16 protein-coding genes and 1 rRNA gene (1 of these 17 running past the window's edge) are annotated in these 13,732 nt (G+C 44.7%); 3 read left to right on the top strand and 14 right to left on the bottom strand.

Translation table 11 applies throughout. The annotated features are described in order from the left end of the window. Positions 1-699 (bottom strand): 16S ribosomal RNA (locus MKZ04_RS17960); it reaches 851 nt to the left of the window's first position. Positions 700-1,036: 337 nt separating this feature from the next. On the opposite strand from MKZ04_RS17960, the gene pdaB reads away from it, so the two are divergent. Continuing rightward, a complete protein-coding gene (gene pdaB / locus MKZ04_RS17955; RefSeq protein ID WP_341046531.1) occupies positions 1,037-1,801 on the top strand; it encodes a polysaccharide deacetylase family sporulation protein PdaB in 765 nt (254 codons plus the stop codon). Between the two features lie 8 nt (positions 1,802-1,809). On the opposite strand, the gene MKZ04_RS17950 is transcribed toward pdaB, so the two are convergent. Next, the gene (locus tag MKZ04_RS17950) at positions 1,810-2,409 is read right to left on the bottom strand and encodes a KinB-signaling pathway activation protein (RefSeq protein ID WP_020449905.1); all 600 of its coding nucleotides are present in this window, start codon (positions 2,407-2,409) and stop codon (positions 1,810-1,812) included. Positions 2,410-2,522: 113 nt separating this feature from the next. On the opposite strand from MKZ04_RS17950, the gene gerD reads away from it, so the two are divergent. Continuing rightward, positions 2,523-3,104 (top strand): spore germination lipoprotein GerD, encoded by a 582-nt coding sequence (gene gerD, locus MKZ04_RS17945; protein WP_079289564.1) that lies wholly within the window; start codon positions 2,523-2,525, stop codon positions 3,102-3,104. 53 nt (positions 3,105-3,157) lie between these two features. Here the strand turns inward: gerD and MKZ04_RS17940 are convergent, their stop codons facing one another. The 4 genes from MKZ04_RS17940 to MKZ04_RS17925 all read right to left on the bottom strand — a co-directional run bounded on the left by MKZ04_RS17940 (position 3,158) and on the right by MKZ04_RS17925 (position 7,185). Further along, a complete protein-coding gene (locus tag MKZ04_RS17940; RefSeq protein ID WP_065643136.1) occupies positions 3,158-4,219 on the bottom strand; it encodes an Mrp/NBP35 family ATP-binding protein in 1,062 nt (353 codons plus the stop codon). 85 nt (positions 4,220-4,304) lie between these two features. Beyond that, on the bottom strand, positions 4,305-5,018 hold the full coding sequence (gene cwlD, locus MKZ04_RS17935) for an N-acetylmuramoyl-L-alanine amidase CwlD (RefSeq protein ID WP_023855900.1): 714 nt from the start codon (positions 5,016-5,018) through the stop codon (positions 4,305-4,307). A gap of 84 nt (positions 5,019-5,102) precedes the next feature. Further along, positions 5,103-5,546, bottom strand: coding sequence for a YbaK family protein (locus tag MKZ04_RS17930; RefSeq protein ID WP_026578979.1), 444 nt, complete (start codon positions 5,544-5,546; stop codon positions 5,103-5,105). 118 nt (positions 5,547-5,664) lie between these two features. Then, entirely contained in the window at positions 5,665-7,185 is a 1,521-nt protein-coding gene (locus MKZ04_RS17925; RefSeq protein ID WP_331837641.1) for an SMI1/KNR4 family protein, read from the bottom strand. Positions 7,186-7,314: 129 nt separating this feature from the next. On the opposite strand from MKZ04_RS17925, the gene MKZ04_RS17920 reads away from it, so the two are divergent. Continuing rightward, entirely contained in the window at positions 7,315-7,773 is a 459-nt protein-coding gene (locus MKZ04_RS17920) for a DinB family protein (RefSeq protein ID WP_023855903.1), read from the top strand. Between the two features lie 48 nt (positions 7,774-7,821). On the opposite strand, the gene rpsI is transcribed toward MKZ04_RS17920, so the two are convergent. From rpsI to MKZ04_RS17880, 8 genes are all read right to left on the bottom strand, one after another. Next, entirely contained in the window at positions 7,822-8,214 is a 393-nt protein-coding gene (gene rpsI, locus MKZ04_RS17915; RefSeq protein ID WP_023855904.1) for a 30S ribosomal protein S9, read from the bottom strand. A gap of 20 nt (positions 8,215-8,234) precedes the next feature. Then, a complete protein-coding gene (rplM, locus tag MKZ04_RS17910; protein ID WP_003178393.1) occupies positions 8,235-8,672 on the bottom strand; it encodes a 50S ribosomal protein L13 in 438 nt (145 codons plus the stop codon). A gap of 161 nt (positions 8,673-8,833) precedes the next feature. Next, the gene (gene truA, locus MKZ04_RS17905; RefSeq protein WP_025810423.1) at positions 8,834-9,577 is read right to left on the bottom strand and encodes a tRNA pseudouridine(38-40) synthase TruA; all 744 of its coding nucleotides are present in this window, start codon (positions 9,575-9,577) and stop codon (positions 8,834-8,836) included. 10 nt (positions 9,578-9,587) lie between these two features. Next, the gene (locus MKZ04_RS17900) at positions 9,588-10,385 is read right to left on the bottom strand and encodes an energy-coupling factor transporter transmembrane component T family protein (RefSeq protein ID WP_023855906.1); all 798 of its coding nucleotides are present in this window, start codon (positions 10,383-10,385) and stop codon (positions 9,588-9,590) included. After that, complete coding sequence (locus tag MKZ04_RS17895) at positions 10,382-11,251, bottom strand: energy-coupling factor ABC transporter ATP-binding protein (protein ID WP_020449878.1); 870 nt, start codon at positions 11,249-11,251, stop codon at positions 10,382-10,384. Before MKZ04_RS17895 ends, MKZ04_RS17900 begins: the two co-directional genes overlap by 4 nt. Continuing rightward, the gene (locus MKZ04_RS17890) at positions 11,227-12,072 is read right to left on the bottom strand and encodes an energy-coupling factor ABC transporter ATP-binding protein (RefSeq protein WP_328066888.1); all 846 of its coding nucleotides are present in this window, start codon (positions 12,070-12,072) and stop codon (positions 11,227-11,229) included. Before MKZ04_RS17890 ends, MKZ04_RS17895 begins: the two co-directional genes overlap by 25 nt. A gap of 141 nt (positions 12,073-12,213) precedes the next feature. After that, a complete protein-coding gene (rplQ, locus tag MKZ04_RS17885; protein ID WP_020449876.1) occupies positions 12,214-12,576 on the bottom strand; it encodes a 50S ribosomal protein L17 in 363 nt (120 codons plus the stop codon). Between the two features lie 77 nt (positions 12,577-12,653). Continuing rightward, on the bottom strand, positions 12,654-13,598 hold the full coding sequence (locus MKZ04_RS17880) for a DNA-directed RNA polymerase subunit alpha (protein ID WP_020449875.1): 945 nt from the start codon (positions 13,596-13,598) through the stop codon (positions 12,654-12,656). Positions 13,599-13,732: the final 134 nt, after the last annotated feature.

Raw genomic sequence — 13,732 nt, 5'->3', positions numbered from 1 at the left:
CCGCTACACGTGGAATTCCACTCTCCTCTTCTGCACTCAAGTTCCCCAGTTTCCAATGACCCTCCCCGGTTGAGCCGGGGGCTTTCACATCAGACTTAAGAAACCGCCTGCGCGCGCTTTACGCCCAATAATTCCGGACAACGCTTGCCACCTACGTATTACCGCGGCTGCTGGCACGTAGTTAGCCGTGGCTTTCTGGTTAGGTACCGTCAAGGTACCGCCCTATTCGAACGGTACTTGTTCTTCCCTAACAACAGAGTTTTACGATCCGAAAACCTTCATCACTCACGCGGCGTTGCTCCGTCAGACTTTCGTCCATTGCGGAAGATTCCCTACTGCTGCCTCCCGTAGGAGTCTGGGCCGTGTCTCAGTCCCAGTGTGGCCGATCACCCTCTCAGGTCGGCTACGCATCGTCGCCTTGGTGAGCCGTTACCTCACCAACTAGCTAATGCGCCGCGGGTCCATCTGTAAGTGGTAGCTAAAAGCCACCTTTTATAATTGAGCCATGCGGTTCAATCAAGCATCCGGTATTAGCCCCGGTTTCCCGGAGTTATCCCAGTCTTACAGGCAGGTTACCCACGTGTTACTCACCCGTCCGCCGCTAACATCAGGGAGCAAGCTCCCATCTGTCCGCTCGACTTGCATGTATTAGGCACGCCGCCAGCGTTCGTCCTGAGCCAGGATCAAACTCTCCATGAAGTTTGATAATGACTACGCACATTCGCATGTGCGATTTATTTAATGAATTAACAGGTACGTTTGTCTTGTTTAGTTTTCAAAGATCATTTCCGCTTCGTTCAGCGGCTTTAATAATATAACATCAAGCTCACATATTTGTCAATAACTTTTCTCAAAATTATTTTTTGGAGCTTTTTCATGTCAGCTGTTTATCAGCGACGAATAATAATATAACATGTTAATTCAAATCTGGTCAACCCTCTTTTTAATTTTTTTCTTAAGGTGAATTATTGTTATGTTCTATTTTAAACGAGCATAGGATGAATACAAAGCAGCATGGACAAGGAGGAGTTTCTCTGTGAACCATTTTTATGTGTGGCATATGAAACGGATTAAGCAGTTAATCATTATTATGATAGCCGCTTTTGCGACAGCAAGCTTTTTTTATATACAAAACCTGCTCCCTCTTCCTGTGTTTTCTACAGAAAGCGGAGCAAAAGCGGTATATAGAGGAGACACAGATACAAATGAAGTCGCTCTTACCTTTAATATTAGCTGGGGAGATCAAAAGGCCATGCCTATTTTAGATACATTAAAAGCAAACGGTATTAAAGACGCGACCTTTTTTCTTTCAGCTTCATGGGCGGAGCGCCATCCGGATGTCGTGGAAAGAATCCGTAAAGACGGTCATCAGATCGGGAGCATGGGCTATGCTTATAAAAACTATTCGCAAATGAAGAAAAGCGAAATCAAAAAAGACTTAACAAAAGCACAAAACTCTTTTCAAAAACTCGGTCTTGAGGATCTCACGCTTTTAAGGCCGCCGACCGGCCAATTTAATAAAAACGTACTTGATGTCGCTAAACAGTACGGCTATACCGTCGTTCACTACAGTATCAATTCGGATGACTGGACGAACCCGGGGGTTCAAAAGATCGTACAAAACGTAAATGAAACGGTGAGCGCTGGTGATATCGTGCTCTTTCACGCTTCAGATTCGGCCAAACAAACAAAAGAAGCCCTGCCTGAGATCGTGCACCATCTCAGAAGCAAGGGACTCAAAAATGTAACCGTTAACGATTTAATTGCAAATACGGATGCAAAATCATCAGAAGTAAAATAGCAACCGGTCTAAGCGCGGGCCTGAAACTTTGGCAGCATTAAAAGTTGAAAAGCGTTGCAGGCTAATAAAGGAAGCAGCATTAAATAGAGCCAGTCCTCTTCATTGACCCTTAACGCCGGGAACCACTCCATCACAGTAAAAACAAACATTAGAAATAATGCGGAAACGAACGTTTTTTTAGAGGACTGTTTTTGCTTTGCATAAGCGGCCGCAATGCTTACCGCCAAAATAAAGAGCGGCAGCCAAATATACGGAATGATGGAGCCTCCCTCTTTTTCAAAAAACAGAAAACGCAAGTAAACCAAATCAAACGCGACAAATACAATCAAAAACAGCTGAATCGAATTCCACAAAGAATGAGATCTGAAGATTTCCAGTGCAAAACGGTGAATCGTTAAGAAAATCACAAACCCCATTTGAGCAATCACGCTAAAGATCATGCCAACCCCGATAAACCAAAATAGAACAGAAAGAATCTCCAATACCTCGAAGGAAAGAAACAGCTCCTTATATCTTCCCCACTCAATGGCAAAACCGACAATACTTGTAGTCAAAGCTCCGACACCCAACACGGAAAAGAAAAATCGGACGAGATTACGGCTTTTCATTGTAGACTTCCCAACCCCTAAGTAAACGCTGTAGCAGCGATATTTTGTTATGTATAAATTTATAAAAGACATTCATATTAAAGGTAAGACGAGTTTTCGAAAGGAGCTTAAGCATGTTCAAGACCACAATGCTATCGATAAGCTGTTTTCTGTTTCTATCTGTAACAGCTTGTGCTCCCACGGACCAAGCAGCTGAGATGGACTATGATCAAACCAAAAAGATGGTTGTCGATATATTAAAGACAGATGACGGAAAAAAAGCGATTCAAGAAATATTAAATGATGACAAATTAAATGAAACACTTGTGATGGATGAAAAAACCGTCAAAGAAACCGTTGAAAAAACAATGACCTCCAAAAAAGGATCCGAATTTTGGAAAAAAGTCTTCGAAGATCCAAAATTCGCAGAAGGCTTTGCCAAAACACTTCAAAATGAACATGAAAAAGTGCTGAAAAAACTGATGAAAGATCCTGAGTACCAAAAAATGCTGATCCAGGTCATGCAGGATCCTGAAATGGCCAAAAAATACGGCGAACTTGTCAGAAGCCAGGAATTCCGAACCCATCTGCAGGAAGTAATATCCGACACTCTGTCAAGCCCGCTCTACAGAAAGCAGTTTGAAGAGGAACTGAAAAAAGCTGCTTCTGAAAGCATGAAAGAAGAAATGAAAGGCGGCGAAGAAAAACAAAGCTAAGCCGCTTTTCATTCACTAAAAGCTTCTTCCGCGGAGGAAGCTTTTTCTGCTCTTTAAGCTTTTACGCCAATGCTTTCGTCGATTTTTTTGGCGATATCCAAATAAATGGAACCGGTCGGATGACTTTCATCATAAACGGACGGCGCGAATTCGCTGTCATCCCAATCGGGCTGCTTCAGCGGAATTTTGCCCAGAATCGGAACACCGAGTTCTTCTGCGAGCTTCTCGCCTCCGCCTTTGCCGAATACGTATTCTTTTTCGCCTGTTTTGACGCTTTCGTAATAAGCCATATTTTCAACGATTCCCAAGATTTCATGATCGGTCTTCAAAGCCATCGCGCCCGCTCTTGCAGCGACAAACGCGGCAGTAGGGTGCGGCGTCGACACGATCACCTCTTTGCAGCTTGGAAGCATTGAGTGAACATCAAGCGCTACATCGCCTGTTCCCGGCGGCAGGTCTAAGATAATATAATCGACATCTCCCCATTCAACTTCATGGAAAAAGTTATTCAGCATTTTTCCAAGCATAGGGCCTCTCCAAATGACAGGGGCATTGTCTTCAACAAAAAATCCCATCGAAATTACTTTGACTCCGAATCTTTCAACCGGCACGACCTTTTCTCCTTCAATCGTCGGCCGTACAGTGATTCCCATCATATCCGGAACGCTGAATCCGTAAATATCGGCGTCGATTAATCCGACTTTCTTTCCGATTCGAGCCAAAGACACAGCCAAATTGACGGACACCGTCGACTTGCCGACGCCGCCTTTACCGCTTGCCACCGCTAAAAACACAGGCTGTTTTTCACTATTCAGCAGAGATTGATCCTGCCCTTGGGCAGACTCTTGATTATTCATCACGACTTCTTCAGGCAGCTCCTCAAAACGCAGGCCGACCGTCTCTGCACCGGCTTCTTTTAACCGTATGACGATTTCCTGCTGAAGCTGCATTTGTTCGGCAGATCCCGTTTTTGCGAGCGCCACCTTTACGCTGACGTGCCGTTTTTCGGGTTTTATTTTAATTTCCTTGACGGCATCCAGCTCTCTGAGCGGCTTGTGAAGAAATGGCTCGTCCAAATCGCCGACTATTTTTTTTACATCGTCTTCTCGCAACATTGATCTCACCCTTTGTTGTATTCGTTTACAAAATAAGTATAGCATATCTTTCCTTATAGTGTCTTTGACACAAAAAGAAACCCTCTTATTCAGGAGGGTCTCTGTCTTCTGTAAAGTAGCGCAATACACCTTTATATACGGATGCCGCGATTTTGTCCTGATATTTGGGTTTGGCCAGCTGTTTTGCTTCTTTCGGATTTGACAAAAACCCGATCTCGACGAGAGCCCCCGGCTTTTTCACATTTTGCATCAAATAAATGCCGTGTATCCGCTTTGCCTTCCGCGTCGTGTTTTCAAGATTATGTCTTAATTCATCCTGAATAAACTTGGCGGCCCGTTCGTTTTCTTCATATTGCCCGTAAAAGAAGCTTTGCGCACCGCTCCATCGCGCGGAAGGAATCGCATTCAAATGGATGCTGAGGTAAAGGTCGGCTTCAGAATCGTTGATCATGTCGACCCTTTTCCGCAAGTCTTCCGCTTTTCTTCTGCTGAGTCCCTTCGTTTCTTCAGGAGCGAGATCATGATCGTCCTCCCGCGTCAGCAACACCAAGGCGCCCTGCTCCTGGAGATAGTCCCTGATTCTAAGGGATACTTCAAGCGCCACATCTTTTTCAAGGAGTTCACCGCTTGATGCCCCTCCATCTGCGCCCCCGTGTCCAGGATCAATATAAATGATCTTGCCGCTCAACGGAAGATTCCATGACCGCCAAGAATCATCATTGTGAAATTGATATTGAAATAAACATAATAAAACGACAAAGCCGAGTAAAAACCCGAGCCATTTTATTTTTTTCTTCATCCCTTTCCCTCCCGCTCGTCCTTACTACAACATATGGGACAAGGAAAGGAAATATGATTCAGCTTGGCCGCACTTTTACATAAATTATCTGAGCCGAAGCTTAAAGCGTCTTTCACGCTGGCTGAAGCCTTCCTTCCACCAGCTTTGGATGAAGTATTCGCACGCATAATAGAGCGGTTCTTGAGCCGTTTGAATATTAAAAGCCTCAGACCAGCTCACCGCATATTCATAAAGCTCGTGCAGAAGCTGTTTTTCTTCTTTTTCTGAGCGGACCATCGCTCGTTGAACGGGTTCTCCGTGATAGCCGAACTTTCCGTACTCGGCTCCCAGCAAATAGGCCTCAATGGCAAAATCGATGCAGCCGTCATACAAAATATCCGTGTGCTTAGAAAAAAAGTGAAAAAGAGGAGCAAAGCATTCCTCCGCAGAATTCAGCATTTTTTCCAAAGACAGTTCGCGCAGAAGCTTTTTTTCCAAATTGATCTGCTTCTTTTGTTTTTCATTATTAAAAGATACAACCGTCCCCATAGAACCGCCTCCTTTTTACCTTGTATTGTGCAGTCAGGAGCCGGAAATCATGCTTTTCTAAGGAAGGGAAACGGAGGAAGAAGCCGAAAATATTAGGAGCCGCGAGATGAAAAGCTATTCACCTCACATAGCTGCTCCATATCTCCTCTTCTTCTTCAGACATATCGCCAATTACTTTAGAGAAATCCACTTTTTTCTTGCATATGTCCTTCAATACATAAAATTGGTCAAAAGAACCGGTAAACTCCTCTAACGAAGGAGATTGGGCCACCACTTTAAGGTTTACGATTTCAGAACCATCCAATTCCAGTCTTTTCAAATGTTCCAGGCCGGCAAGAACGGTTCCGTCTTTAACGGACGAATTTATAAGTTTTAGTGTTTGAAGCGTATGAATCGTGCCTAAGAAATCAACGTTTTCTAACGTAATATTTTCAACCGTTAAAGACCTTAATGTTTTCAAACCTGCTATCGCTTTTATCTCTTCTTCGGATACATGTTCATCTCCGCGTATATGTAATCGTTTCAACGTGCTGATTTGAGAAATATCGTTTATTTGCTTTTCATTACAAACATCTACCTTTAAAAACTCAAGGTTTTTACAGTGACTGAGCGGCGCGTATTCTGCAGCTTGAATATCTGTCATATCCAATCCTCTCAAAGATGATAAATCCGCAAGCGGAGACAAATCGATCACGCATGTTTTCTCCACATTTAAATACTGCAGATGTTTCAATTGAGCGATTGGCTTTAAATCTGCTACCGGGTTATTTCCAAGATAAAGCTTTTTCAAAAAGATCATGCTTTGCAAAGGCGTTAAATCATGAATACGATTTGCACTTATATTTAATTCCCTCATATCCGTACAGATTGATAGCGGTTTAATGTGTGTCAGCTCCCTGCCCGCTAAACGCAGCTTTATCTTGTTACAAAATGCCTTTGGACTTTCAGCCATCGTTTCCACAATCGCAGTCCAGCGATCGTCCAGCTGACGAAGCCATCTGTCCGTATGTTCAAGATTGGCTTCCTGCGGTCTTGCATGCAACACCGGAAGTTCCATAGAACGGATGGCATCCAGGAAATGAAGCTCTTCCTCTTTGCCGTAGCTCCAGCTGACAGCATCATCATATTCATCAATTGTATAATGACCATTTTTGAGCGTATTTGTTATATGGATCAGTAAATCTGTCACATGATGAGCAATCACATACTTTATTTCTTCGTCACGCCCGAAATTGATTACTTGTCCAGCTTGCCCCTCCTGATCAGGATCAAGGTCTACACCAATATGATTTCCTCCGTAATCCCTGCTAATCGGAATCCATCGGCGGTTCACATATTTTTCTTTAATCCAACACGGCGGAACCGAATATGCATCGATCTCTTCCAATTCTCCATCTCCTTCAAGCCCCTTCCATATTCGCCACTCCGTGAGCATTTCTTGCAAGGAAAGAAAAGGAAGTCCGAAAAATAATCCGGGGCCCGATTCTTTTTCACCATTATGGGTAAGATAAAGCGCCCTGAGCTCTTCAGGAAACGTAGCTTCCATTTCATTTTCGGCTTTTTGAATGTCTTCCTCTGTTGCAGGAGGATTCAAAAACGGACGGAAATGTTGTTTTAATTCAGTATGCAACTGTTTCATCATTGTTTGAATCATCTTTTCTCTCCTTCATGCTTTGTAAGACTAATTACATCATGAATGTGTATCCTTGGCAATCCGGGAAGGGAAACAGAGCGAAAAGCCGAACATATTAGGAGAGGTGAGCATGAGATGAAAGGTTTGTTTCAGTATAATTGGCAAGTTCGTGATGAATGGTTTGACTGGTGCCTGAAGCAGCAGCCGGAGGAAATCGAAAAGAAGCGTTCAGGCGGTATGGAAAGCATTTTGAAAAACTTGTTTCATATTGTCGATGTTGAGGTGAGCTGGATGTATGCCATTTTAGACAAGCCGGACTTCACTCCCGAGTTTTCCGACTACCCGTCGATTCAGCACATTATCAAGTTTTCTGAAGCGTATCGTCCCGAGGTTGAGAGTGTGGTTTTTCATTTTTCCAGCACAGCCGAACAAAAGCCTGTCAAAACGTCTTGGTCAGAAGATACCTATACACAAGGCGACATTTTAAGGCATTTGATCGCCCATGAAATACATCACATCGGACAAATATCCGTCTGGGCGCGGGAGATGAACCGTGTTCCGGTATCCGCTTCATATGTAGGACGGCAGCAATAAAAAAGACCCCCAAGACAAAAGTCTTGAGAGCCTTTGAAACGCCATAAATTAACGTTTTGAGAACTGAGGTGCACGGCGTGCGCCTTTAAGTCCGTATTTTTTACGTTCTTTCATACGTGCGTCACGAGTCAGTAGACCGGCACGTTTTAGAGTTGAACGGTATTCCGGATCTGCTTCAAGCAAAGCGCGGGCGATACCGTGACGGATTGCTCCGGATTGACCGGATAAGCCGCCTCCATGAACGTTTACTAAAACGTCATAAGTACCAGCTGTTTCAGTCAAATTTAATGGTTGTTTGATATCTTCGATTAGAGCTGCAGATGGGATGTGCTCGCTGATTTCACGATTATTCACGATGATACGGCCTTCTCCTGGAACTAAACGCACACGCGCTACAGAGCTTTTACGACGGCCAGTACCGTAATATTGAACCTGTGCCAAATTGGTAACCTCCTTTTTAATTAACCGCGAAGTTCGTAAACTTCAGGTTTTTGTGCTTGGTGTGGATGCTCAGAACCACGGTATACGTTCAATTTTTTGAACATTTGACGACCTAGAGAACCTTTTGGAAGCATGCCTTTGATCGCAAGTTCAAGCATTTTCTCAGGGTAGTTTGTACGCATTTCAAGAGCAGTTCTTGATTTTAAACCGCCTGGATGTTGAGTGTGACGGTAGTAGATTTTGTCCGTTAACTTTTTACCAGTTAACTCGATTTTTTCAGCGTTGATGATGATCACATGATCTCCAGTGTCAACGTGTGGTGTGTAAGTTGGTTTATGTTTTCCGCGAAGGATAGATGCAACTTCTGTAGAAAGACGTCCTAGCGTCTTGCCAGCAGCATCAACAACTAACCACTTGCGTTCAATATTACTTGCGTTAGCCATAGGTGTTGTACGCATTAAATTTCCCTCCTAAATAAATCTGCCATTTTCAATAAACTTCAATTACGTTCTATTTCAAAACACAATAAGTTTCCGGGGCTTATCGTGGGGTTGAAATACATACCATATGATATCTTATAACTTTCTGTACTCTCTGTCAAGAAAATGTTACACCTGGTTTAGTTGTCATAGATAACACGCCATAAATACAAGCCGTGCGCCGGTGCAGTGCGCCCTGCGGCATCGCGGCTTCTGGCAAGAATCATCTTTTCAATGTCTCCAGGGGAAAATTTTCCGGTTCCTACATCAAGAAGCGTGCCGGCAATGATTCTAACCATGTTATACAAAAATCCGCTGCCCACAATCCTCATCTGCAGTCCGTCCCCTGTGTCAGACCATTCGAGTTCATAGACCGTTCTAACTTTGTCCTTCACTTCGGTTTTGGTTGCACAAAAGCTTGTGAAATCATGGGTTCCAACCAGAAAGCGGGAGGCTTCTTGGACTTTTTCCATATCAAGGTCATACGGAACATGGTATGCATAGTGGCGTTTAAAAACGTCCGGATGTCTGCCCCTGTAAATCATATACCGGTATTCTTTTCTTTTTGCAGAAAACCTCGCATGAAATTGATCATCCACAGCTTCCGCATTGTGGACCGATATATCATCAGGCAGCAGGGCATTCAAAGCATACGGCCATTTCGCCTCAGGGATGGATAGCGGACTGTCAAAATGAATCGTCTGTCCGACCGCGTGAACGCCGCTGTCGGTGCGCCCGGATGAAACGACAGGAATACGCTCCTTCGCTTTATGGAGCGTTTGCAGCGCTTTTTCAAGCTCATCCTGCACCGTTCTTTGACCAGGCTGCACTTGGTAGCCGTAAAAAAGGTGTCCGTCATATGAAATCGTACACTTCATTCTCATCGTCTATCACCTAAGTCCGCAATAAAATTAGCAATACGCCAAGACCAGCTAAAATGAGGAGCACGGAAGTATCCTTCCATTTCCACGTCAGCTGCCTGTATTTTGTACGGCCTTCCCCTCCCCTGTATCCTCGCGCCTCCATCGCAGTTGCAAGCTCTTCGGCTCTTTTAAAGGCACTGACAAACAGCGGAACAAGAAGAGGAACGATCGCTTTGACACGTTCTTTGACCGGGCCGTTCGTAAAATCAACGCCTCTTGCCATTTGCGCTTTCATGATCTTATCCGTCTCTTCGAGCAGAGTCGGTATAAATCTGAGGGAGATGGACATCATGAGAGCGAGTTCATGAACGGGAAGCTTTAATTTTTTAAACGGACCGAGCAAATGCTCCAAACCATCGGTCACTTCGATTGGAGTCGTCGTCAATGTTAAAATCGTTGTGATCATGATGAGGTAAACAAAGCGCAGCGAAATAAAAATCCCTTGAACAAGCCCCTGCTCATAAATTTTAAACAAGCCGAGATCGGCGAGAAGCGGCCCTTCCCTTGTCATAAAAATATGAAGCAGAAACGTAAACAGCACAATCCAGAACACGGGCTTCATCCCTTTTAAAAGGAATCGCACCGGAACGCCCGACAAAGCTGCGGCTGCGACCGTAAACAGGCCGAGCAGTGCATATGTTTCCGTATTATTCGCGAAAAAAACGATAAAGACAAAAAGGAAAATGGTTAACAGCTTTGTACGCGGATCAAGCCGGTGAATGATCGATGTCCCGGGTACATATTTGCCGATAATGATATTGTCCATCATAGGGCATTTTCCTCCTGAAAAAGAGCTTTAATTTCGGAGGCTGCTTCTTCAATCGTCAAGATCGGCGCTTTGAACGTAATGCCCAGCGTTTCTTCAAGACGTTTTTGGAATTTAATCGTTTCCGGCAAATCAAGCCCAAAGGCAGCGATATCGTCTTTCCTTGAAAAAAGCTCCCGCGGCGTCCCTTTTGCTTTGACCGTGCCTTTATGCATCACAATCAGTTCATCTGCATACGCCGCCGCATCTTCCATACTGTGGGTGACGAGAATCGTCGTCAGATTCCTCTGCTTATGGAGGCTGTAGAACATGTCCATGATCTCTTTGCGGCCTCTTGGGTCGAGCCCTGCCGTCGGTTCATCGAGGACGAGAACCTCCGGCTCCATCGCCAGCACTCCCGCAATGGCCACGCGGCGCATTTGCCCGCCGCTTAGTTCAAACGGGGACCTGTCGGACAGCTCCTCATCCAAACCTACAAGCTTCAGCATTTCCCTCGCCTTTTCTTCCGCCTTCTCCCGGCTCATGCCGAAATTGATCGGGCCGAATGAAATGTCCTTTAAAATTGTTTCTTCAAACAGCTGATGTTCAGGAAACTGAAAGACAATCCCGACCTTTTTCCGCAAAGCTTTTAAGTGTTTATTCTTTTTGCCTGCTTCGAGAACGTCCCCGCCGAGGCGTATCTGTCCTTTTGTCGGTTTTAAAAGCCCGTTCAGGTGCTGAAGCAACGTCGATTTTCCCGATCCTGTATGGCCGATCACTGCGACATAGCTTCCTTCTTTAATCACGGCGTTGACATCATAGATCGCAAGGCGTTCAAAAGGCGTTTTCATCTGGTATCGGTGCTCTACATCTTTGATTTCAATGTCCATAGCTCATTCACCAATCCTTCTTGTGTCAGATGATCGCCTTTCAAAGCCAGACCGCTTTCCTTCAGCATTTGGCTGAGCTGAAAAGAAAAAGGCAAATCAAGCCCGATTTTTATCAGGTCTTGATTCAGACGAAAGACTTCCTGCGGCGTGCCTTCGGCAAATTTTCTTCCGCCGTTCATGACGATGATCCGGTCGGCCTTAGCAGCTTCGTTTAAGTCATGTGTAATCGAAATGACCGTAACCATTCCCTGGTCTTTCAGCCTTCTGACCGTATCCAGCACTTCTTCCCGTCCCATCGGGTCGAGCATGGAAGTCGCCTCGTCGAGAATCATGATGTCAGGACGGGCGGCAAGCACTCCCGCAATCGCAACACGCTGCTTTTGCCCTCCAGAGAGATGGTGCGGCTCTTGATCGAGAAATTCTTGCATGTTCACCTGTTGAACGGCCCAATCCACCCTTTCCACCATGTCTTCTCTTGGAACTCCGTTGTTTTCTAAACCAAAAGCCACATCATCGCGGACGGTTGTCCCGACAAATTGGTTATCCGGATTTTGAAACACCATGCCGATTTTTTTTCGGACATCCCAGACCGTCTCTTCCGTCAGCTGAATACCGCCGACTTCAATCGATCCTTCGTCAGGCAGGATCAGTCCGTTTAAAGCACGGGCGAGCGTCGACTTCCCTGAGCCGTTGTGACCTACGATCGCAAGCCATTCTCCTTTCGACACATGGAAAGATACATGATCAAGCGCAGGCCTGTCCGCATCTTTCTGGTAGCGAAACGTGATATCCTCTGCAGCGATTAATCGATCTTGATTCATTTGCCCGTCCGGCCTCCTCTCCTCTAAAGCTCTGCTTTTCTGACTATTCTTTTATCATAGAAAATTTCCCGGTATCTAAAAAAAGGGCATAGATCCAGTTAAAAACTGTCCCGCCCTTCTTTAGACACACAAAATATGTGATTAAACCAATTCGATGATAGCCATTGGTGCTCCGTCACCACGGCGAGGACCAAGCTTCATAATACGTGTGTATCCGCCTTGGCGCTCTTCATAACGAGGTGCTACATCAGAGAAAAGTTTTTGGAGTGCATCTTGGTCTTTCTCTGCATCTGCAACCTCATTGCGGATGTATGCAGCTGCTTGGCGGCGTGCGTGTAAATCTCCGCGCTTGCCAAGTGTAATCATTTTTTCTACAACAGAGCGAAGTTCTTTCGCGCGAGCTTCTGTTGTTTCGATTCTCTCGTTGATGATCAAGTCTGTTGTAAGATCACGCAGCATTGCTTTACGCTGTGCACTAGTGCGTCCTAGTTTTCTGTATGACATGTGGTGTCCCCTCCTTTATTGAAATACTCGATCTGAAATAAAAAACACACGAAAATCCTAGTTCACATGGAAACTAGTCAATCGTCTTTGCGAAGGCCAAGTCCAAGTTCTTCAAGTTTCGCTTTTACTTCTTCAAGCGACTTGCGACCCAGGTTGCGAACTTTCATCATATCTTCTTCAGTTTTGTTCGCAAGTTCTTGAACTGTATTGATTCCCGCACGCTTCAAGCAGTTGTAAGAACGGACTGAAAGATCGAGCTCTTCAATAGTCATTTCAAGAACTTTTTCTTTTTGGTCCTCTTCTTTTTCAACCATGATTTCAGCATGCTGAGCTTCGTCGGTCAAACCGACAAAAATATTAAGGTGTTCAGTCAAAATCTTTGAACCAAGCGCAATTGCTTCTTTTGGTCCAGTGCTTCCATCTGTCCATACGTCAAGCGTAAGTTTGTCATAGTTTGTAATCTGACCCACACGAGTATTCTCAACTTGATATGTTACACGAGAAACAGGTGTAAAGATGGAATCAATCGGGATGACCCCAATTGGCTGATCGTCTCTCTTATTCGAGTCAGCTGGTGTATACCCGCGACCTCTTTGAGCGGTTAAGCGAACTCGAAAACTCGCATTTTGGCCAAGAGTCGCAATGTGAAGATCAGGATTCAAAATCTCAACATCACTGTCGTGGGTAATATCAGCAGCTGTTACAACTCCTTCACCCTGTACATCAATCTCAAGCGTCTTCTCTTCTTCAGAGTAGATTTTCAGTGCAAGTTTTTTAATGTTTAAGATAATCGTTGTAACATCTTCAACGACGCCTTCGATCGTCGAGAATTCATGCAGTACACCATCTATTTGGATCGATGTTACAGCGGCACCAGGGAGTGAGGATAAAAGGATACGACGTAAGGAGTTACCCAAAGTTGTACCATATCCACGCTCAAGTGGCTCTACGACAAATTTACCATACTTGGCATCGTCGCTGATTTCAACCGTTTCGATTTTTGGTTTTTCAATCTCGATCATTTCATAAAACCCTCCTTCAAAACGTCGAAACCCCGGAAAGAATTTCTCTGATTCTATCCGAAATTCCCCATTGTTTAGTCCCGTATGTGCTCAGGCAACGAGTGTGCATTCGTTTTATAAATTAACTGTATCAT

It is taken from the genome of Bacillus sp. FSL W7-1354 (genome assembly GCF_038002405.1).
Classification (GTDB): domain Bacteria; phylum Bacillota; class Bacilli; order Bacillales; family Bacillaceae; genus Bacillus; species Bacillus paralicheniformis.
The sequence above is the reverse complement of the archived record's forward strand: the minus strand, read 5'-3'. Positions and strand labels throughout refer to the sequence as shown.

Coding starts and splice junctions, on each gene's coding strand:
- MKZ04_RS17950 (WP_020449905.1), bottom strand. CDS start 2,409: ATGAAAAGCCGTAATCTCGTCCGATTTTTCTTTTCCGTGTTGGGTGTC.
- gerD (WP_079289564.1), top strand. CDS start 2,523: ATGTTCAAGACCACAATGCTATCGATAAGCTGTTTTCTGTTTCTATCT.
- MKZ04_RS17940 (WP_065643136.1), bottom strand. CDS start 4,219: ATGTTGCGAGAAGACGATGTAAAAAAAATAGTCGGCGATTTGGACGAG.
- cwlD (WP_023855900.1), bottom strand. CDS start 5,018: ATGAAGAAAAAAATAAAATGGCTCGGGTTTTTACTCGGCTTTGTCGTT.
- MKZ04_RS17930 (WP_026578979.1), bottom strand. CDS start 5,546: ATGGGGACGGTTGTATCTTTTAATAATGAAAAACAAAAGAAGCAGATC.
- MKZ04_RS17925 (WP_331837641.1), bottom strand. CDS start 7,185: ATGAAACAGTTGCATACTGAATTAAAACAACATTTCCGTCCGTTTTTG.
- MKZ04_RS17920 (WP_023855903.1), top strand. CDS start 7,315: ATGAAAGGTTTGTTTCAGTATAATTGGCAAGTTCGTGATGAATGGTTT.
- rplM (WP_003178393.1), bottom strand. CDS start 8,672: ATGCGTACAACACCTATGGCTAACGCAAGTAATATTGAACGCAAGTGG.
- truA (WP_025810423.1), bottom strand. CDS start 9,577: ATGAGAATGAAGTGTACGATTTCATATGACGGACACCTTTTTTACGGC.
- MKZ04_RS17900 (WP_023855906.1), bottom strand. CDS start 10,385: ATGATGGACAATATCATTATCGGCAAATATGTACCCGGGACATCGATC.
- MKZ04_RS17895 (WP_020449878.1), bottom strand. CDS start 11,251: ATGGACATTGAAATCAAAGATGTAGAGCACCGATACCAGATGAAAACG.
- MKZ04_RS17890 (WP_328066888.1), bottom strand. CDS start 12,072: ATGAATCAAGATCGATTAATCGCTGCAGAGGATATCACGTTTCGCTAC.
- rplQ (WP_020449876.1), bottom strand. CDS start 12,576: ATGTCATACAGAAAACTAGGACGCACTAGTGCACAGCGTAAAGCAATG.
- MKZ04_RS17880 (WP_020449875.1), bottom strand. CDS start 13,598: ATGATCGAGATTGAAAAACCAAAAATCGAAACGGTTGAAATCAGCGAC.